The organism is Variovorax sp. HJSM1_2 (genome assembly GCF_049316285.1).
Lineage (GTDB): Bacteria > Pseudomonadota > Gammaproteobacteria > Burkholderiales > Burkholderiaceae_C > Rhodoferax_B.
Window position 1 is genome coordinate 178,847 of record NZ_JBMOXA010000002.1, and the last position, 20,426, is coordinate 199,272.

At 62.1% G+C, this 20,426-nt stretch carries 18 protein-coding genes; 5 read left to right on the forward strand and 13 right to left on the reverse strand.

Annotated features, from left to right (window positions below; all coding sequences use genetic code 11):
* Positions 1-3: 3 nt before the first annotated feature.
* The 13 genes from ACFQ95_RS03325 to ACFQ95_RS03385 form a co-directional block, all read right to left on the reverse strand.
* The gene (locus ACFQ95_RS03325; RefSeq protein WP_422829381.1) at positions 4-597 is read right to left on the reverse strand and encodes a biotin transporter BioY; all 594 of its coding nucleotides are present in this window, start codon (positions 595-597) and stop codon (positions 4-6) included.
* A 92-nt stretch (positions 598-689) separates the two neighbouring features.
* Positions 690-1,283: a CbiQ family ECF transporter T component gene (locus ACFQ95_RS03330; RefSeq protein ID WP_422829548.1), complete on the reverse strand. Its 594-nt coding sequence runs from the start codon at positions 1,281-1,283 to the stop codon at positions 690-692.
* The gene (locus tag ACFQ95_RS03335) at positions 1,283-2,071 is read right to left on the reverse strand and encodes an energy-coupling factor ABC transporter ATP-binding protein (protein WP_422829382.1); all 789 of its coding nucleotides are present in this window, start codon (positions 2,069-2,071) and stop codon (positions 1,283-1,285) included. Before ACFQ95_RS03335 ends, ACFQ95_RS03330 begins: the two co-directional genes overlap by 1 nt.
* Before the next feature lie 191 nt (positions 2,072-2,262).
* On the reverse strand, positions 2,263-2,679 hold the full coding sequence (locus ACFQ95_RS03340) for an ExbD/TolR family protein (protein ID WP_422829383.1): 417 nt from the start codon (positions 2,677-2,679) through the stop codon (positions 2,263-2,265).
* A gap of 1 nt (position 2,680) precedes the next feature.
* The gene (locus tag ACFQ95_RS03345) at positions 2,681-3,397 is read right to left on the reverse strand and encodes a MotA/TolQ/ExbB proton channel family protein (RefSeq protein WP_422829384.1); all 717 of its coding nucleotides are present in this window, start codon (positions 3,395-3,397) and stop codon (positions 2,681-2,683) included.
* A gap of 20 nt (positions 3,398-3,417) precedes the next feature.
* A complete protein-coding gene (locus tag ACFQ95_RS03350; RefSeq protein WP_422829385.1) occupies positions 3,418-4,131 on the reverse strand; it encodes an energy transducer TonB in 714 nt (237 codons plus the stop codon).
* A 171-nt stretch (positions 4,132-4,302) separates the two neighbouring features.
* Entirely contained in the window at positions 4,303-4,620 is a 318-nt protein-coding gene (locus ACFQ95_RS03355) for a (2Fe-2S)-binding protein (RefSeq protein ID WP_422829386.1), read from the reverse strand.
* Between the two features lie 196 nt (positions 4,621-4,816).
* Positions 4,817-5,917, reverse strand: coding sequence for a DUF1513 domain-containing protein (locus tag ACFQ95_RS03360; RefSeq protein ID WP_422829387.1), 1,101 nt, complete (start codon positions 5,915-5,917; stop codon positions 4,817-4,819).
* A 4-nt stretch (positions 5,918-5,921) separates the two neighbouring features.
* A complete protein-coding gene (locus tag ACFQ95_RS03365; protein ID WP_422829388.1) occupies positions 5,922-6,941 on the reverse strand; it encodes an imelysin family protein in 1,020 nt (339 codons plus the stop codon).
* A gap of 17 nt (positions 6,942-6,958) precedes the next feature.
* Positions 6,959-8,422 (reverse strand): di-heme oxidoredictase family protein, encoded by a 1,464-nt coding sequence (locus ACFQ95_RS03370; RefSeq protein ID WP_422829549.1) that lies wholly within the window; start codon positions 8,420-8,422, stop codon positions 6,959-6,961.
* 50 nt (positions 8,423-8,472) lie between these two features.
* Positions 8,473-9,672: an imelysin family protein gene (locus ACFQ95_RS03375; RefSeq protein ID WP_422829389.1), complete on the reverse strand. Its 1,200-nt coding sequence runs from the start codon at positions 9,670-9,672 to the stop codon at positions 8,473-8,475.
* A gap of 265 nt (positions 9,673-9,937) precedes the next feature.
* Entirely contained in the window at positions 9,938-10,870 is a 933-nt protein-coding gene (locus tag ACFQ95_RS03380; protein ID WP_422829390.1) for an exopolyphosphatase, read from the reverse strand.
* Between the two features lie 169 nt (positions 10,871-11,039).
* Entirely contained in the window at positions 11,040-12,197 is a 1,158-nt protein-coding gene (locus ACFQ95_RS03385) for an alpha-hydroxy acid oxidase (protein WP_422829391.1), read from the reverse strand.
* A 440-nt stretch (positions 12,198-12,637) separates the two neighbouring features.
* Between ACFQ95_RS03385 and ACFQ95_RS03390 the strand changes: the two genes are divergently transcribed.
* The 5 genes from ACFQ95_RS03390 to ACFQ95_RS03410 all read left to right on the forward strand — a co-directional run bounded on the left by ACFQ95_RS03390 (position 12,638) and on the right by ACFQ95_RS03410 (position 20,306).
* Positions 12,638-15,514 (forward strand): 2-oxoglutarate dehydrogenase E1 component, encoded by a 2,877-nt coding sequence (locus ACFQ95_RS03390; RefSeq protein ID WP_422829392.1) that lies wholly within the window; start codon positions 12,638-12,640, stop codon positions 15,512-15,514.
* A 114-nt stretch (positions 15,515-15,628) separates the two neighbouring features.
* Positions 15,629-16,888, forward strand: coding sequence for a 2-oxoglutarate dehydrogenase complex dihydrolipoyllysine-residue succinyltransferase (odhB, locus tag ACFQ95_RS03395; RefSeq protein WP_422829393.1), 1,260 nt, complete (start codon positions 15,629-15,631; stop codon positions 16,886-16,888).
* Positions 16,889-17,041: 153 nt separating this feature from the next.
* Entirely contained in the window at positions 17,042-18,460 is a 1,419-nt protein-coding gene (gene lpdA / locus ACFQ95_RS03400) for a dihydrolipoyl dehydrogenase (protein ID WP_422829394.1), read from the forward strand.
* A gap of 77 nt (positions 18,461-18,537) precedes the next feature.
* Entirely contained in the window at positions 18,538-19,638 is a 1,101-nt protein-coding gene (gene zapE / locus ACFQ95_RS03405; protein WP_422829395.1) for a cell division protein ZapE, read from the forward strand.
* On the forward strand, positions 19,635-20,306 hold the full coding sequence (locus ACFQ95_RS03410; protein WP_422829396.1) for a hypothetical protein: 672 nt from the start codon (positions 19,635-19,637) through the stop codon (positions 20,304-20,306). The genes zapE and ACFQ95_RS03410 overlap by 4 nt, the downstream gene beginning before the upstream one ends.
* Positions 20,307-20,426 lie beyond the last annotated feature (120 nt).

Here is a 20,426-nt window from a genome sequence, read left to right on the forward strand (position 1 = left end):
GCCTCAACCGATGTTGCTGCGCCCACCCAGTTGCCAGTCCGGCAGGCCACGCGCCACGGTGTGCACCACCACGGCGCAGATGCCACATTTGATGAGGTCGCCCGGCACGAAGGCCAGTGTGCCGACCAGGGCCTGCATCCAGCTGAGCTTGGCCATCACCACCAGCCCGACCACCCCCAGGGCATGCACCACCAGCAGGCCGCCGATGGCCGAGGACAGGAAGGCACTGCCAGCGGCGCGGCGCGGCGTGGAGGCCGGCAAATGGCCCATCAGCCAGCCGGTCACCAGGGCGCCCAGCGGCCAGGCCACGAGGTAGCCAACGGTGGGCGAGAAAAACACGCCTATGCCGCCACGGCCGCCGGACAGCAGCGGCAGGCCCAGCACCACCGCCAACAGGAACAGCAGCATCGCCTGCAGCGCACGTTTGGGGCCCAAAAGGCAGCCGGCCAGCATCACGCCCAGGGTCTGCACGGTGATCGGCACACCCAGCGGCAGGTCGATCTTGGGAATCAGGCCAAACACGGCCAGCAATGCAGCGAACAGCGATACCTGCGTCAGCGCGCGAAAGTTGGGGGTTGAGGAAGCGTTGGCAGGCATAACGAGAGGGTCCTTGATGGGCAATGGTGCGGGCCTTGGCGGCCGCGCAGGGTGACGATGTAGGGCCGTTGCGATAGACGATGGTCCGCGCTTCAACGTCCCAGCCGTGCTTCCAGCGCATCGGCCACACGACGGGCCGCCAACAGCATCTGAATGCACAACGGAGCCAGGATTTTAATCCCGCCAGATTTGCCGGTGCGCAAGCGGTAAGCCTCGTCCAGCCGTTGCCATTGCACGAAGAAGTGCTCCGCAAAGCGCAGCATCAACGCGAGCATCAAGGCCAGGCGATCGCTGTCGACACCAAAACGCCGCAGCGGCCGCAGCAGGCGCTCGAAAATGCTCAGCAGATCCTGGAAGCGTGTGCTCAGGGTCAGGCAGGCTCCCAGACAGCAGGCGCCCAGCAGGCGCAGCCCGCTGGCCACCCCCACGCTGGGCTGGCCCAGCGCGGCGTGAAAACCGATGATCAAGCCACTCGCGACCAGGGCCGCCACCACGGGCCGGCGCGCCCCCATGGCGGCACGGCCCATAGACAGCCAGCAGGCGGTACAAGCCAGTGCCACGCCCGCCAGCCAGCGCAGGTCCTGCAACCAGAACAACAGGGTAGTGAGCAGTGCCAGCGCAGCCAGCTTGGCCCCGGCCGGCAGCCGGTGCAGCCAGGTCTGGCGTTCGCTGTAGAGGCTGCCTATCACGCCGGGCTCTCGTGTGCGCCGCCCAAACCGCTGGCCCAGGCGGACAAGCCGGCCCCGGCAATACGCATCACAACATCGGCCTCGTAGGCTGCACAGACGTCGGCGCCAGGCCCGTCAAGGCGCACGCGGCCGCGCTCCAGCCAGATCACGCGTTCAAAACTGCGCACATGTTCCAGCGCATGGGTGGACAGCAGCACCTGTGCCGTGCTGGCCGCAATCTGCGACCGCAGCAGCGCCTGCCCCGGCAGGTCCAGGCTGGCATAAGGTTCATCCAGCAGCAGGACGTTATGCCCGGCGATGCCCAGGGCCAGCCAGCACACCTGCTGGCGCTGGCCCTGGCTCAGGCTGCTGATCGCGCGATCCGCCCAGGCCGACAAACCGCGTTCTGCGAGAAACCCCAGCACCCTGCTGCGTGCTTCGGTGCGTCCCAGGCCCTGCGCGGACAGGCTGAGTGCGAGTTCTTCGGCGACCGTGGGAAACACGATCTGGTCGTCCGGGTTCTGAAACATCATGCCCACAGCCCGGGCCTGGCCCGGCATGGGACGCTGGCCGCCCGCACCCAGGGCCTGGCCGTCCAGCAGAACCGAACCAGCCTGAGGCTGGTCCAGGCCGCACAGCAGGCGCATCAGGCTGCTCTTGCCCGCGCCGTTGTCGCCGATCAGGCCGATGCGGCGTTCGCTCAGTTGCAGAGACAGTTGCTCGAATATGAGCGACGCACCCTTGCGCAGGGTGACGCCATGCAGAGCGAGGCTGGAGTGTGGGGGCAATGGAGAAGCGATGGACACGGGCTGGAACGAAGTGGATCGGTGATTGTCACCGAGACTGTACGCAGAACCGCGCTAGGGGCCGAAACGGCGGCTGCTTCGTTCAATATGGCAGGGTGTTCAAGCCGCTGTGCAAACAGGAATTGGGCTGCCAAAGAGAGCCCTGAGCGCCTTGAGCGCCGCCAGTTCTGGGGGCGCTCAAGTGCGTCAGCTTAGTTCACCGCCTTGGGTTCGGTGATAAAGCCTATCTTGCGCACGCCCGAGGCTTGCGCGGCCGCCATGGCTTGGGCTACGCGTTCGTAACGCACGGCCTTGTCGCCACGGATGTGCAACTCGGGCTGAGGTTCCTTCGCGGCCTCGGCCTTGAGCATGGGCTCGAGGTCGGCTTCGGCGATTTTGTTGGCGTTCCAGAAGTAGTCGCCGGCGGCGTCCACGCTCAACAAAATGGTTTCGGGCTTCACGTCCTGCGCTTGCGTGGTGGCGCGTGGCAGGTCGATGTTGACGGAGTGTTTCATCACCGGAATGGTGATGATGAAGATGATCAACAGCACCAACATCACGTCGACCAGCGGCGTCATGTTGATCTCGTTCATCACCTCATCGGGTTCGTCCTGGGTACCAAAAGCCATTTCAGGCTCCCTTCTTCATCGGCACCACATTGTCCGCGCCAGAAGATTGCACACGGGCGCCGGTCACAAAGTAGGCGTGCAGGTCGTGGGCAAAGCTATTGAGTGCGATCAGCACCGACTTGTTGCCACGCACCAGCGCGTTGTAGCCCAGCACCGCGGGAATGGCCACGGCCAAGCCCAGCGCCGTCATGATCAGCGATTCGCCGATGGGGCCGGCCACCTTGTCGATGGACGCCTGGCCCGACAGGCCAATCGCCAGCAGTGCGTGGTAAATGCCCCAAACCGTGCCGAACAAACCAATGAACGGCGCGGTGGAGCCCACCGAGGCCAGAATCGCCAGGCCGGCTTGGGCACGCGCGGTGAAGGCGTCGATGCTGTTGCGCAGGCAACGCGTGACCCAGTCGCTCACGTCCAGCGCATCATGCAGGTGCGCCTTGGTGTTGCGGTGGTGGGCCGTGGCTTCACGGCCTTCCAATGCGGTTTGCAGGAAGGGGTTGGTCGGGTCATTGCCCAGTTTCTTCAGGCCGATGGCGAAGTCTTCGCTGTGCCAGAAGTCGGCCGAGGAACGGGCGAACTTCTTGAACTTCATCACGTCCAGCGCCTTGATGATGATGACGATCCACGACACCAGCGACATGGCCAGCAGCAGCACCGCCACACCCTTGGTGACGAAGTCGCCCTGCGTCCAGACATTGACAATGCCAAATTGCGATTCCATTAAATACTCCCTGATTGAAATTACTGAAGTTGAAAGTTGACTGGCTGGTTGAACCACATCGCTTCAGGTACGCCATTGCGTTTGCCCGGCACGAAGCGCCACTTTTGTACGGCTTTGAGCGCTTCCTGGTCCAGCCGGTCGTAGCCGCTGGAACGGAAAATCTCTGACTGCTGCACGTTGCCGTCGACACCAATGAATACCTTGATGATCACCTTGCCTTGTTCGCCCAGGCGCTTGCTGATGCTGGGGTAGTTGGGTTTGGGGTTGTCCAGGTGCTCGGCGTCGCTGGACGGCTGCACTATCCTTGGCGGCGCGGGGGGCGCCGGTGGTGGTGCGGCTTCGGCAACGGGCGCGGCCACAGGCGGCGCGGGTGGCTGCGGCTGCGTCACGCCGGTGGGGGCGTTGGGGGCCGGTGTGGGGTCGTTGATGGCGAGCGGCTTGGGCGCTGGCGGCGCCACCGGGGCCTTGGTTTTGACCGGCACCTTCTTCTCCGGTGTAGGTGGTGCGGGTGGTGGCGGTTTGACCTTGGGCGCCGGCGGCTCTATGAACTCGCTCAGGATTTGCACCGGCACAATGATTTCCACCGCGCGGTGCAGCAGGCCGCTTTGCAGGGCCCATAGCCCCAGCACGTGGAAGGCCACGACACCACCGATGATGACGGTATTGCGGCTGTAACGGGGAGGCGCAGCATAGGGCGATGCTGCATAGGGCGCGCTGGGCACTGATGTGGACATGATGGACAGGAGTGATGTGGCGGCGGGCTGGGGCTCTGGCAACCGTCACTTTAGGGGAGGCGGTTGGCACTGCCAACCAAGTTCAAGAAGATTTCTGCGGGGCGGGAGGGCAGGAGCCGGGGCGCGAAAACGACGCCCGGAAGATCCAGCAAATCGATCCCACCACCAGGATCAGACTGCCACAAACTGTGGAGAAGAGGCCCATACCCGGCTGGTGGAGATGGCCCCTTGTAGCAGCACGGGGGCAGCAGATGCTTGTGTTGAGCTGTGGCAGTGATGGCCGTGTGTGCTGGCATCCGCATCGTTGTGCAAGGCCGCGACCGGCGCCACGCTATTGCACTGGGCGATGACGTCGCGGGCACAGTCTTCACACTGGCCGCATTGGGTGGCCACACCCAACTCAAATTGGATATCGTCGAAACCCATACCTGCACGCGCATGGCGCGCGATTTCGCGGTCAGACACTCTTCGGCAAACACAGACGATCATGATGCTAGGCGGGTCACAGTCAGATAAGGTGGCTCGATTATAAATACGAATTCATCGCATTTGCAATGCCTATTGGCCAAGAGCAGGGACTTGTATTAGCGGGTCTCGCATGGTGGCTCAAAAGATTCAAGCGAAAAATGCCGCCAGCACTTGCTGTATATGTGTGAAAAGCTATCTAAAAGATAGCATCAAAACCTTAAACCCCCACGAGCACCGCATGGTTATCCCAGCGCAGGCCCGAGGCGTGGGCATCAAGCGGTGCCGCCGCCAGGCTGCCGTGTATCGCACCCTTGTCACCGCTGGCCAGCCACTGCGCGGCATCGACCACCGCAATCGCGCTGGCTTTGGGCAGGGCTTGTTGCCCCAACCATTGGCCCTCGGTAGACCACCACGCCAACTGGCCGGCGCGTGTGGCGCTCAGCACATAACGACCGGATGGACCGGATGCGTCGGGCACATAGGCAATGTCGCCCGCATAACCGCCAAGTTTCAAACCCGCGGGCAGGGCGACGGAAGTCAGGCCATGGGTGTCGAGCAAGGACAGAATCGGCGCGGCGTTGCGCGCCGCGTCATCCAGATGTTCGGCCTGCGAGGCAATGGCGATGCGGCCATCAGGCGTGCGCGCAATGTGGCGCAGGCTCAGGAACGGGTCGGCCACGGTCCAGGTGTCGAGCACCCGGCCGGTTTTACCGTCCAAGCGTGCAACGTTCGACGTCATGTGTTCACGGTTGAGTTTGCGCCGCCCGGTCTCGGGCAGTATCAGCAAACCACCGTTGGTCACCAGCAGGTTGCCGTTGGGTTCGACCAGCATGGCGTGAGGGCCCAGGCCGCCGCTGGCGTATTCGCGGCGTTTGCGCAGCGTCATGGCGTCACGTTCGACGATCAGGCCGTCGCCGCTGGCGGCGTCAAATTCGGGCGTGTAGAGCGTCTGGCCGTCTGGCGAGAACGCGGCGTGGCCGCACAGCAAGCGGTCCATCTCCATGTCGTGCCACTGCAAGGTTTTGGCGCGGCGCGCATCAAAGCGCAGCAGGTATTCACCGGGTCGGCGACCCACGGCCAGCGCCATGCCTTGTTGGCCCAGCGCACCGGGCATGGCCAGCACTTCGTGGGCGCGATTCGGCAGCTCCACACCTTGCAGCCGACCATCGGTGTGCCACAGGCCGGCCATGGCCTGGTCGTCGGCCACCCAGGCGGTCAGCAGGGCGGGGCGGCTCAAGCTGCGCGCCCGGGCGGGCATTTGTGTGGCCACGGCCAGTGCCATGGCGCTGCGCAGCCAGGTGCGGCGGTCGATGAACATGGGGCTAATCTCCGTCAGCGTCTGAGAAGCCGACCATGATCTTCATGGACGCGGCGGCCTCGTCTTCCACCACCGATTTGGTTCTGGCCAGGGCCTTCACGGCGGTCTCTACCGTCTTGGGTTTGGCCGGGTCGGCCTGTTGCACGGCGCTGGCGGTGGTGACCATCAAGGCCGCCAGTTTGTCGGCCACGTCCTGGAAACCCTGGCCGCGCAACTGGCCCATCAGACTGCCCTGGGTTTCGCCGGTGACGGGGCCGAGGACGAAGTTCTCCAATCCGTCCCAGGTGGCTTGCAAAGTGGCGCGGGTCTGGCCGCTGGTGGCGCGTGGCCAGTCGTCCTTGCGGCCGCCGTGCGCCGGTTTGCCGATTTTTTTCCAGCGCAGTTGCTCGAAGCCACCCACCAACTGGCCGACCCAGTCGTTGATGACCAATTGGGCGTCGGCGTTGCTCCAGCTGCGGGCCAGCATGGCTTCAAAACCTTGCAGGATGGCCGCGGCTTCAAGGGCGCATTCTTCGGCGATCAACGCGGCATAGCTGCAGGCGGCTTCGCTCTGCTGGGGTTGCCACAAGATCCATTCGAGCGCCGGCAGGCCCTTGGCGGGAGCGCCTACGCGCTCCAGCGCCTTGACGTCGGCCGGCGCTTTTTCAATTGCGGCTTTGATCAGGTTGGGCCGTGTCGGCCAGAAGTCCACGGTGCGGCCCGAGCGGCGTTCGATCAACGGGCCTATGGCCACGGCCGACAGGCGTTCCCAGTCCAGCAGTGCGGCGACCCAGCGCTCGCGTGCGGCGGCCACGGGTGCGCAGCCGCTGGCCAGTTGGGTTTGCAAGGCCTTGCTTGAGGCGACGAAGGCCTTGGCCGCAGGCACAAACTCCAGCGTCAGCGCGTCGCGCAAAAACTCCGCCGGGTACAGAAAGGGTGAGGCCAGCTTGGGGTCGTAAGCCGGGCGCTTCTGTACCTGGGCCCAGGTGACGGGTGTCAGGCTGATGGCCGCCAGGGCTGCAAAGTGTCGTCTATGGATGTGCATAGTGCGCCCATTACAGGTCAAAGAGAGTTGACGAACTTCACCAGCGCGTCGCGGTCGGCCTTGCTCATTTGCAGCACCTCCTTGCGCGCGGCTTCGGCTTCGCCGCCGTGCCACAGAATCGCTTCCATGGTGTTGCGTGCGCGGCCGTCGTGCAACAGGAAAGTGTGGTCGTTCACGTCCTGTATCAGGCCAATGCCCCACAGCGGCGGCGTGCGCCACTGGCGGCCGTTGGCCTTGCCGTCGGGCCGGTTGTCGGCCAGGCCGGCACCCATGTCGTGCACCAGCAGGTCGGTGTAGGGCGTGATCTTCTGCTTGCGCAGCGCCGGGAAGCGTGAGTCACCCGTGGTGTAGCTCGGGCGATGGCAAACCGCGCATTGCGCCTGGGCGAACAAGGCCTGGCCGCGGCGCACGTCCAGATCGTTGAAGTTGCGCCGCGCCGGCACGGCCAGGGTGGCGGTGTAGGCGATGACTTTTTTCAGCGTCTCGTTGTCGATTTCCACCGGCTCGACCATCTTGCCCGCTGCGCCCTCGGTGGCGGCGACACGTTGGCCGCTGGTGCCGCGTGGCGCGGCGATGCAGTCGGTTTGTTTGGGGGTGCAGTCTTCATGGGCGAAGTGTTCCGAGGTGATGCCCATGTCGCCGTGGAATGCACCCGCCGTCTGGTGCGCCACCGAGCCGACGTTGGCCTTCCAGCCAAAACGGCCTATGACCGTGCGGTTGGCGTAGACGTCGAACACCTCGTTGGCCATGCCGCGAATGGCGTCGCCGCGCTGTGCCTGGTCCGCGGCATTGCGGCGGATTTCGGCTTCGGGAATGGCTTCCAGCAAACCCATGCCTATGACCTGCGGCGCAATCCGCGGGCTCACCATGGTGCCCTTGGCCATGGGGCCGTAGCCCAGGTGGGTGAACGAATACGCCGGCTTGCGCAGGCTGTAGGCTGTGCCGTCGGCAAACTTGCCGGGCACTTCGGTGTACTGGATGCGGACCTTGCCTTCGGGCTTGACGCCTTGCGTGGCCGAATTCGCAAACTGCTCGCCGTAGGTGGGCTCGTTGATGGGTTTGCCGTCCGGCCCCATCACCGACAGGCGGAACAGCAGTGCAATCGGCTGCTGCGTCACCAGGCCGTTGCGCAGCGCTTCGGGGTTGTGCGGCGCGCCGCGGCCATCCTGTACGTGGCAGCCGGCACAGGCGCGCGCGATGAAGTGCGGGCCCAGGCCGTCGCGTGCCTTGGTGGACGACGGCGCCTCCACCCAGTTGCGCCGGAAGAACGAGTTGCCAATGACAAACTCGGTGCGCGCCGCCTCGTCGGAATTGGCCGCAGGGAAGGAAAAGGCGTTCAGGCCTTCTTCAAAAACCGTGGTGTCGCCACCCGGTTTTTCTTCTGCTGGATCTGCGCTGGCAGCACTTGCCGCGGTGGCCGAAGCCGAATTCACTAACCCATTACCACCGCCGCTCGCCGCTGCCAAAGTCAACACGAGCATCAGTGCGGACAGCTTGAAGCCGGTCCGACCAATGTTCAGAAAACGCATTCTTATTCCTTAGAGGGATCCACCAGCGTGAGCTTGCTGATGCCAATGGCACGCGCCGCGTTCACGAAGTCGGTGCTTTGCAGCTTGAGCGCATCGGCCACCGCCTGCACACGCTTGCGGCCCGGGGCATCGGCGCCGCCGATGATCTCGCGGTCAAACGGCGGTTGAATGCTTTCGGCGGCTTTCACGCTGGCGGCGATGTCCTTGCTGGTCTTTTCGGCCACGGCGGCGTCTTTGGCGGCCACCAGGTCGCGCAGCGATGGGCCCTGCAGTGTGCTGCCATCGGCGCGTTTGTAGCTGCCGAGCCAGACGTTGGCAATGCCCTGGGCATTGGCCACGATGTCGCGGTGGGTGTTGTCCGAGAAACACGAGTGTTCGTCTTCCTGGTCTTGCGAGGCCAGGGCCACTTCTATGCGTTCACCAGCCAGTTCACCGCGCGACAGCGAACCCACGCCCACCAGCATGCGGCGCAGTGCGTCGTTGCCTGATTTTTCAAACTTGGCGCGGTAGTTCTTGGCGTTGGGGGCCCAGGCCTTGGTGATGTAGGTCAGGTCGTCGACCAGCAACTCGGAGACGATCTTCAGATAGGTGCGGCGGCGGTCGGCGTTGGCCACCTTGCCGTCGACAAAGTCTTCAAACGAGCGGTTGCCCGGGCCGGTGTCGGAAAGGTCCTGGCCCCAGAGCAGGAACTCGATGGCGTGCCAGCCGGTGGCGATGTTTTCTTCGCCATCACGCTCGTTCAGCGCGGTCAAACCCTTCTTGGTGATCTTCACCTTGGGGTTGTTGATGATGCCGGCCTTGGGTTTGTCTTTCACGTAGTCGACATAGGCTTCGTCCATGGGCCAGGCATTGATGCGGCCCTCGGGGCCGTTTTTGTCGTCTATAGGGCCGGCGTAGAAGCGGAAGGCTTCGGTCTGGCCGTAGAACTCGCGCGCATCCAGCCAGGCCTTGCGGGCTTTGTTCAGGCCTTCGGCGCTAGGCGCTTTCAGGAACTCGGCCAGGGTGGTATCCAGGGCTTTGGCCGCGGCCAGGGTGTCTTCGTAGTTGGCGTAAACCAAGGCTGCGTAGTGCGCGGAAACTTGGGAGGCGGTCACCGCGCCAGTCGCTGCAGCGGTGGCTGCAGGCTTGGCGGCGGGGGCGGTGGTTTGCGCTTGCACGGAGAAAGCGGCCAGGATGGCGGCGCTGAGCAGCAGAGATTTCACGGAGAACTCCTTGTCGTAGAAGACATTGACGGCCGCCCTCGCATGCAGGGGGCCCGAGATGATGGAGGAATAAGAGCCTGTTCGAGAGGCATCCGTCAAACAACTCTCGAACAGGCTCTACCGGATAGCCTCCGTCATTCTAGAGTCAAATGAGAGTGATTCTTGATAATGTTCCGGTGGCGACCATGGTTTTTGCCGCCAATGTGTCAAGCAAAACGGCCTGCTGAGCAGGCCGTTTGATGGGGCTAAACCTTGGATGTGGTGCTTAGCCGTCCATATTGATCTTGGCGATCAACTCGCGCAGCACCGTGGTGGCCTGGTCATTGTCCACCTGGCAGGTGCCGGCCGCATGGTGGCCACCACCGCCGTATTGCAGCATCAGTTCACCTACATTGGTTTTGCTGCTGCGGTCGAGTATGGATTTGCCGGTGGCGAACACCGTGTTCTTGCGTTGCACGCCCCAGATCACGTGGATGGAGATCTTCACCTGCGGGAACAGTGCGTAAATCATGAAGCGGTTGGTGGCCCAGACGGTTTCTTCGTTGCGCAGATCGAGCACCACCAAGCGGTTGTGCACGGTGGCGCAGCGCATGATTTGCGCCTTGGCCTGTTCGGCGTGCTCCATGTAGATGTCGACGCGTTCCTTCACATCCGGCAGTGCCAGTATTCCGTCTATGCTCAGTGTGGCGCAGGCCTTGATCAGGTCCATCATCAGCGCGTAGTTGCTGATGCGGAATTCGCGGAAGCGGCCCAGGCCGGTACGCGCATCCATCAGGTAGTTCAGCAGCGTCCAGCCCGAGGGGTTGAGGATTTCGTCGCGCGAGTATTGGGCCGAATCGGCCTTGTCCACCGCGTCCATCATTTCTTGCGTGATGCGTGGAAAAGCCTTGGCGCCGCCGTAGTACTCGTACACCACACGTGCCGCCGAGGGGGCGTTGGCGTCGATCACGTGGTTGGCCAGGCCGCTGCGGTTGCGCAGGGTTTCCGACAAATGGTGGTCAAACGCCATGTGTGCACCGGCCACGTAGGGCAGGTTGGTGGTGATGTCGCGGTCGGTGATCTCGATCTTGCCGTCCTGCATGTCCTTGGGGTGGACGAACTTGATCTCGTCGATCATGTCCAGCTCGTTGAGCAGCACCGCGCACACCAGGCCGTCGAAATCGCTGCGTGTGACCAGTCTGAATTTTTCAGCACTCATGGATGCCATTCCTTTCAAAAAAGCGCCTGGCGCGGGTCCATGCGGGGAAAGTAGTAAGTGAGTTTGCACTGTAACGACAATTTTGCCGTTGCAATATGACTCGTCATCACAATTACATCTAGCGTGCCCTATAGGCGACGTTGGCCGCCTGGCGCCTGGGAATAGCTTCTCAGGGCGAGCCTGGGTATTGGCCTGGCAACAAGATGCTCTTGTCCACCGTGCCAATCTTGGTGTGGCCGCAGAAGGCCATGGTGATGTCCAGTTCCTTGTGGATGATTTGCAGTGCCTTGGTCACGCCGGCCTCACCCATGGCGCCCAGGCCATACAGCATGGAGCGGCCGATATAGGTGCCCTTGGCGCCCAGGGCCGTGGCCTTGAGCACGTCCTGTCCCGAGCGTATGCCACCGTCCATATGCACTTCGATGCGCTTGCCGACGGCGTCGACAATCGCCGGCAGCGCGTGGATGCTCGACTCCGCGCCATCCAGTTGGCGTCCGCCATGGTTGGAGACGATGAGTGCATCGGCGCCCGAGTCAGCGGCCAGCCTGGCGTCTTCCACGTCTTGAATGCCTTTGACGATGAGCTTGCCGCCCCACAGTTTCTTGATCCACTCCACGTCGCCCCAGTTCAGCCCGGGGTCGAATTGCTTGGCGGTCCACTCAGACAAGGAACCCATGTTTTCCACACCGCTCACATGGCCGACGATGTTGCCAAACTGGCGGCGTTGTGTGCCCAGCATGCCCAGGCACCAACGCGGCTTGGTGGCCAGGTTGATGATGTTGGGAATGGTGAGCTTGGGTGGCGCGGTCAGGCCATTCTTGATGTCCTTGTGGCGCTGGCCGAGGATTTGCAGGTCTAGTGTCAGCACCAGCGCGCTGCAACCGGCCACCTTGGCGCGCTCGATCAGGCGTTCTATGAAGCCCCGGTCGCGCATCACATACAGCTGGAACCAAAAGCCTGGCCCGGCGTGTTGGGCGACGTCTTCAATCGAGCAGATGCTCATGGTGGAGAGCGTGAACGGAATGCCAAACGCCTTGGCCGCACGCGCCGCCAGAATCTCGCCATCGGCATGCTGCATGCCGGTGAGGCCGGTGGGCGCAATGGCCACCGGCATGGCGGTTGGCTGGCCTATCATGGTGGTGGCCGTGCTGCGGCCCTCCATGTTCACGGCGACGCGCTGGCGCAGCTTGATGGCAGCGAAGTCGGATGTGTTGGCGCGGTAGGTGCTCTCGGTCCACGCGCCCGAATCGGCGTAGTCGTAGAACATGCGGGGCACACGTTTTTGCGCGAGCACGCGCAGATCTTCAATATTGGTGATGACGGTCACTGGCTTCTCCTCCGGTCAACGATGCTAGCAAATTTGTAGCTGAATGTGTTTGAAGATATTTTGGCGGTCGCGGAAATTTGCTCATGTCAAATCACCCGACGCGGGGCTTCCGGGTCGATGTTGATGCTTTGGGTGGCGTTGCTGGCAGCGCCGGGGTTGTGCGTGTTGCAAGCGCTTGTTGTGCTTTAAGTGGCTGTTTTGGTGTGTTGGCGCGTATTCGCGGGCTGATCGCGGAAACGCTTGCATGTCGTTTGAGTCGTTCACCAGGCTGTTTTAAAAATTCACGATAGGTTTGCGCATTCGGGGGATAATGCCGGAGTACTAGGCCCTTCCTGCCACAGTCGCATCCGCAAATCGGTCCAGCCGTGTCGCGGAAGGTTAATTAATCACAAGCTTTAACCAGCTAATGTTTCCCAGAGGGAAACGGAGGTCAGCGGAATATGAGTGAAACTACTTCGGTTTACCGTGCCTACTCGGGCAATACCTATCTCTTCGGGGGCAACGCGCCCTATGTCGAAGAGCTTTACGAAAACTATCTGAGCAACCCAGGTAGCGTCCCGGACAACTGGCGCGAATACTTCGACGCTTTGCAGAACGTGCCCGCCGTCGATGGCACCAATGCCAAAGACGTGCCACACCTGCCGGTTGTGAACGCCTTTGCCGAGCGCGCCAAACAAGGCCAAACCAAAGTAGTCGTCGCCAGCGCCGACTCCGAACTCGGTCGCAAGCGCACCGCCGTTCAACAGTTGATCGCCGCTTACCGCAACGTTGGTGTGCGTTGGGCTGACCTCGACCCGCTGAAGCGCACCGAGCGCGAAAACATTCCTGAGCTCGAAGCCTCGTTCTACGGCTTTACCGACGCTGACCAGGAAACCGTCTTCAATACCAGCAACACATTCTTCGGCAAAGACACCATGTCTTTGCGCGATCTGATCAACGCCTTGCGCGAAACGTATTGCGGCACCATAGGCGCCGAATACATGTACATCAGCGACCAGAACATGAAGCGCTGGTGGCAACAAAAGCTGGAAAGCGTGCGCAGCACGCCCAAGCTGTCCAAAGAAAAGAAGCTGCGCATTCTGGATCGCCTGACCGCGGCCGAAGGCCTGGAGCGCTTCCTGCACACCAAGTACGTGGGCCAAAAGCGTTTCTCGCTCGAAGGCGGCGAAAGCTTCATCGCTTCGATCGACGAGCTGATCCAGATGGGCGGCGAGAAGGGCGTGCAAGAAATCGTCATCGGCATGGCCCACCGTGGCCGTCTGAACGTGCTGGTCAATGGCCTGGGCAAGCTGCCCGCCGACCTGTTTGCCGAGTTCGACCACACCGCGCCTGAAGACCTGCCTTCCGGCGACGTGAAGTACCACCAAGGTTTCAGCTCCGACGTCTCCACCCCTGGTGGCCCGGTGCACTTGTCGCTGGCGTTCAACCCGTCCCACCTGGAAATCGTCAACCCCGTGGTTGAAGGTTCGGTGCGTGCACGCATGGACCGCCGTGGCGACCCCAAGGGTAAACAAGTGCTGCCGGTGCTGGTGCACGGCGACGCGGCCTTTGCCGGCCAAGGCGTGGTGATGGAAACCCTGGCGCTGGCCGAAACGCGCGGTTACTACACCGGCGGTACGGTGCACATCGTCATCAACAACCAGATCGGTTTCACCACCAGCGATCCACGCGACAGCCGTTCCACGCTGTACTGCTCGGACGTGGTGAAGATGATCGAAGCCCCTGTGCTGCACGTCAACGGTGATGACGCTGAAGCCGTGGTGCTGGCCACCCAGCTCGCCCTGGAATACCGCATGGAATTCCACAAGGACGTGGTGGTGGACATCATCTGCTTCCGCAAGTTGGGCCACAACGAGCAAGACACACCAGCGCTGACCCAGCCGCTGATGTACAAGAAGATTGCCAAGCACCCCGGCACGCGCCGCCTGTACGCCGACAAGCTGGCGGCACAAGGCTTTGGTGAAACGCTGGGTGACGACATGGTCAAGGCCACGCGCGCCGCACTCGACGCCGGCAAGAACACCATCGACCCGGTGTTGACCAATTTCAAGAGCACCTTTGCTGTGGACTGGTCGCCTTATCTGGGCAAGAAATGGACCGACGCTGGCGACACCGCCATTCCGTTGACCGAATGGAAGCGCCTGGCCGAACGTATCACCACCATCCCCGCATCGGTCACGCCGCACCAACTGGTGAAGAAGGTGTACGACGACCGCGCTGCCATGGGCCGTGGCGAGATCCCTGTGGACTGGGGCATGGGCGAACACATGGCGTTTGCCTCGCTGGTGGCCAGCGGCTACCCCGTGCGTCTGTCGGGTGAAGATTGCGGCCGTGGCACGTTCACGCACCGCCACGCCGTGATTCACGACCAAAACCGCGAAAAGTTCGACGAAGGCACCTACACGCCCTTGCAGAACGTCACGGAAAACCAGGCCCCGTTCACCGTCATCGACTCCATCCTGTCGGAAGAAGCGGTGCTGGCGTTTGAATACGGCTACGCATCGAACGACCCGAACACCTTCGTCATCTGGGAAGCCCAGTTCGGCGACTTCGCCAACGGCGCGCAAGTGGTGATCGACCAGTTCATCGCCTCCGGTGAAGTCAAGTGGGGCCGTGTCAACGGCATCACGCTGATGCTGCCGCACGGCTACGAAGGCCAAGGCCCAGAGCACAGCTCGGCCCGCCTGGAGCGCTTCATGCAACTGAGCGCCGACACCAATATGCAAGTGGTGCAGCCCACCACGGCCAGCCAGATCTTCCACTTGCTGCGTCGCCAAATGGTGCGCAACCTGCGCAAGCCGCTGATCATCATGACACCCAAGTCGCTGCTGCGTGCCAAGGATGCAGCGTCGCCGTTGTCTGAGTTCACCAAGGGCAGCTTCCAGACCGTGATTCCTGAGAACAACGAAGACGTGCTGAAGAAGGCCGACAAGGTCAAGCGCGTCATCGCCTGCTCGGGCAAGGTCTACTACGACCTGGTGAAGAAGCGTGCCGAGAAAGAACTGGACGACGTGGCCATCCTGCGCGTGGAACAGCTCTATCCGTTCCCGCACAAGGCTTTTGCCACCGAGTTGCGCCGCTTCCCCAATGCCACCGATGTGGTGTGGTGCCAGGACGAGCCGCAAAACCAAGGCGCCTGGTTCTTCGTACAGCACTACCTGCACGAGAACATGGCCGACGGCCAAAAGCTGGGTTATTCCGGCCGCGCCGCTTCCGCTTCGCCTGCCGCTGGCTACTCGCACCTGCACCAAGAGCAACAAAAGGCTCTGGTCGAAGGCGCGTTTGGCAAGCTCAAAGGTTTTGTGTTGACCAAGTAACCCCATGAACTCGGGACAGCGCCTCAGGTGAAGCGCTGTCCCGCCTGTGCACGCGGCAACGTTTTGCTGTGCCCCGCGTGGCAGCCCCACATAGAAGAAATTGGAGAAATTTAAATGGCTATCGTAGACGTCAAAGTCCCCCAACTGTCCGAATCCGTGGCGGAAGCCACCATGCTCAACTGGAAGAAAAAAGTTGGGGAAGCCGTCGCTGTGGACGAAATCCTGATCGAGATCGAAACCGACAAGGTGGTGCTCGAAGTGCCGGCACCCTCGGCCGGTGTGATCACCGAAATCATCCAGGCGGATGGCGCCACCGTCGCCGCTGAACAACTGATCGCGCGCATCGACACCGAAGGCAAGGCTGGCGCCGCTGCACCTGCCGCAGCCCCCGCCGCCGCTGCACCGGCCGCTGCAGCAGCAGCCCCTGCCGCCGCCGCCAGCACCAGCATGGCCGGTGTGGCCATGCCTGCCGCCGCCAAGCTGATGGCCGACAACAACCTGGCCGCTGGCTCGGTCGCCGGTTCCGGCAAAGATGGCCGCGTGACCAAGGGCGACGTGCTCGGCGCCGTGGCCGCTGGTGTGACCGCACCTGCTGCAACGTCTTCCATCCCCACCGGCGTGCCGACCAAGGCCTTGCCACAAGTGTCGGCTCCTGCCGGCCTGAACCTGGGTGACCGCCCAGAACAACGCGTGCCCATGAGCCGCCTGCGTGCACGTGTGGCCGAGCGTCTGCTGCAATCGCAATCGACCAACGCCATCCTGACCACGTTCAACGAAGTGAACATGGCGCCGGTGATGGACCTGCGCAAGAAGTTCCAGGACGCGTTCACCAAAGAACACGGCGTGAAGATCGGCTTCATGAGCTTCTTCGTCAAGGCGGCAGTGCACGCCCTGAAGAAGTACCCCGTGCTGAACGCCAGCGTGGACGGCAATGACATCGTCTACCACGGCTTCTTCGACATCGGTATTGCTGTGGGTTCGCCACGCGGCTTGGTGGTGCCAATTCTGCGCAACGCCGACCAAATGAGCTTTGCCGACATCGAGAAGAAGATCGCCGAGTTCGGCCAAAAGGCCAAGGACGGCAAGCTGGGCATTGAAGAAATGACCGGTGGTACGTTCTCCATCTCCAACGGCGGCACCTTCGGCTCCATGTTGTCCACGCCTATCATCAACCCACCACAGTCGGCCATTCTGGGCGTGCACGCCACGAAGGACCGCGCGGTTGTGGAAAACGGTCAGATCGTGATCCGTCCTATGAACTACCTGGCCATGTCTTACGACCACCGCATCATCGACGGCCGCGAAGCCGTGTTGGGCCTGGTCGCCATGAAGGAAGCCTTGGAAGACCCAACCCGCCTGCTGTTTGATATTTAACACCCCCAGTCTTCGCGCACTGCGTGTCGCAACGCCCGCCCCCTTGCAGGGGGCAACACCAGCAGCCTGGCAAAGCCAGTTCTGCGGTGTTCTGGTGAAAAGCCGGCACGTATGTCGCGATGGGTTAGCTAGAGAAACTGAAGGGAAGAATTCATGAGTAAACAATTTGATGTGGTCGTCATCGGTGGCGGCCCTGGTGGTTATATTGCGGCGATTCGCTCGGCCCAGCTGGGTTTCAGCGTGGCCTGTATCGACGAGTGGAAGAATGCCAAGGGCGGCCCCGCACCTGGCGGCACTTGCACCAACGTGGGTTGCATCCCATCGAAGGCGCTGCTGCAGTCGTCGGAACATTACGAACAAGCCAACCACCACTTTGCCGACCACGGCATTGAGGTCAAGGGCCTGAGCCTGGATGTGGCCAAGATGCTGGCGCGCAAGGACACCGTTGTGAAGCAAAACAACGACGGTATCCTGTACCTGTTCAAGAAGAACAAGATCACGTTCTTCCATGGACGTGGTGCATTCAAGGGTGTGGCCAATGGCGCTTACCAACTCACCGTGGGTGAAGAAGAGCTGACCGCCAAGCAAGTGATCGTGGCCACCGGCTCCAATGCACGCGCCTTGCCCGGCACGCCGTTCGACGAAGAAAATATTCTCTCCAACGACGGCGCGCTGCGCGTCGGCGCGGTGCCCAAGAAGCTGGGCCTGATTGGCGCTGGTGTCATCGGCCTGGAAATGGGTTCGGTGTGGCGCCGTCTGGGTGCTGAAGTCACGGTGCTCGAAGGTCTGCCGACTTTCCTGGGTGCAGTGGACGAGCAAATCGCCAAGGAAGCCAAGAAGGCTTTTGACAAGCAAGGTCTGAAGATCGAGCTGGGCGTGAAGATCGGCGACATCAAGAGTGGCAAGAAGGGCGTGAGCGTGGCCTACACCAACGCCAAGGGCGAAGCCCAAAGCCTGGACGTGGACAAGCTCATCGTTTCCATCGGCCGCGTGCCCAACACCATTGGCCTGAATGTCGAAGCGGTTGGCCTGCAGCTCGACGAGCGCGGCGCCATTGTGGTCGACGACGAATGCAAGACCAACCTGCCCGGCGTGTGGGCGATTGGCGACGTGGTGCGTGGCCCTATGCTGGCACACAAGGCTGAAGAAGAGGGTGTGGCCGTGGCCGAGCGTATCGCGGGTCAACACGGTCACGTCAACTTCAACACCATTCCCTGGGTGATCTACACCAACCCGGAAATCGCCTGGGTCGGCCAGACCGAGCAGCAATTGAAGCAAGCGGGTCGCGCCTACAAGGCTGGTACCTTCCCGTTCCTGGCCAACGGCCGTGCACGTGCCTTGGGCGACACCACCGGCATGGTGAAGATGTTGGCCGATGCCACGACGGACGAAATCCTCGGTGTGCACATCGTTGGCCCCATGGCCAGCGAACTGATTGCCGAATGTGTGGTGGCCATGGAGTTCCGTGCCAGCAGCGAAGACATTGCGCGCATTTGCCACGCACATCCATCGCTGAGCGAAGCCACCAAGGAAGCCGCCCTGGCGGTTGAGAAGCGTACGCTCAATTTCTGAGCTTGAGGTGTAAGTAGCTTGTCACGCAGGCCTGGTCTGCGTCACAAGCTATTTTTTTTGTAGTATTGGGGGCCGGCGTGAGCGTTAAAGAAGCCTATCAGGCAGAGTTGGTTGAACGCGGTTTTACCGCCGACCCCGCGCAGATGCGCGCTGTGGAAGCATTGGAGCGCTGCGCCGCCGAATGGGCAGCCTACAAGGAAAAGCGCTCCAACAGCTTCAAGAAGCTGATCAACCACCCGGAGATTCCGCGCGGCGTCTACATGTACGGCGGCGTAGGGCGTGGCAAGAGCTTTTTGATGGACTGCTTCTTCAACGCCGTGCCTTTGAAGCGCAAGACGCGTTTGCACTTCCACGAGTTCATGCGCGAAGTGCACCGCGAACTGGTGGACCTGCAGGGCACACAAAACCCGCTGGACGTGTTGGGCGAACGTATTGCCAAGCGCTACAAGCTGATTTGTTTCGACGAATTCCACGTGGCCGACATCACCGACGCGATGATCCTGCACCGGTTGCTGGATTCGCTGTTCGCCAACGGCGTGGGTTTTGTCACCACCTCCAACTTCCGGCCCGACGAGTTGTACCCCGACGGCCTGCACCGCGACCGCATTCTGCCGGCGATTGCGCTGCTGAACGAGAAGCTCGAAGTCATCAACGTGGACAACGGCACCGACTACCGTCGCCGCACGCTGGAAAACGTGCAGCTGTACCACACGCCGCTAGGCCCCGAAGCCGATGCCAGCATGGAGCAAACCTTCACCCACCTGGCCGAGCAACACGATGAAGAAGACCCGAACCTGCACATCGAAGCGCGCACCATCAGCGCACGCCGCAAGGCCGGTGGTGTGGTGTGGTTTGACTTCAAAACCCTGTGTGGCGGGCCACGCTCGCAAAACGACTATCTGGAAATTGCCACGCAGTTCCACACCGTGATGCTCAGCGATGTGCCGCAAATGTCGGTGCGCATGGCCTCCGAGGCGCGGCGCTTCACCTGGCTGGTCGACGTTTTGTACGACAGGCGCGTTAAGTTCATACTCTCTGCTGCCGTGCCGCCAGAAGATCTTTATGTCTCCGGCCCGTTGGCGCACGAATTTCCGCGTACCGTTTCGCGGCTGACAGAAATGCAATCCAAAGAGTTTCTCGCGCTGGGCCGGCGGGAAGTGGACACCAGCCTCACATGAACCTTAGCCTGAAACGTCTGATCTCTCCACTCGTTACAGCGGCCACTTTGCTGCTGACCGTGCCTGCGCATGCCACGCCGCTACAGGACCTCGAAGCCTCTGTGGCGGCCGAGGATGCCACTACACAAGTGGCGCTGGACCGTATCAATAACGAACGTCGGACCCTGAATGCGCGTTACGCCGAGGAGGACAAAGCCTGTTTCCAGAAGTTCGCCGTGACGCCATGCCGCGAGGCATTGCGTGCTGACCGGCGCATCAAGCTGGACGCGCTGCGCAAAGAAGAGGTGGCCTTGAACGATGCCAAGCGCCAGCGCCGCGCACAGCTGCAGGCCGAGCAATTGCGCCAGCGTGAACTGGAGGCGGCAGAGCGCCGTGCCGACACCGAGCGCAAAGCCGCAGACAAAGCCGCGCGGCAGCCAAATGCACCGCTGAGCCCACAGGGCAGCCCACGCGGCGAACAGGCGCCACGCCAGCCACCCAAGCCCACTCCACCACATACTCGCCAAGCGCCCGCCGTGGTGGACCGCTCGGCGCAAGAAGCCGAAGAGCGCGCACGTTACGAGCAAAAACAAAAAGACGCCGCCGCGCACAAGGCCGAGATTGAGCGGAAAAACGCCGAACGTGATCCGAACAAACAAGCCAAGCCCTTGCCAGCCTCGCCGCCCTGAGAATTGGTCTTCCATAGGCAAAAGCCGCGTCAGCCCTTGTGAAGGGGCTACGCGGCTTTTGTTTTGGCCTTGGCTTCGGTGTCAGAACGTGGTGACGATCTCCCTGAGGCGGCCCCACAG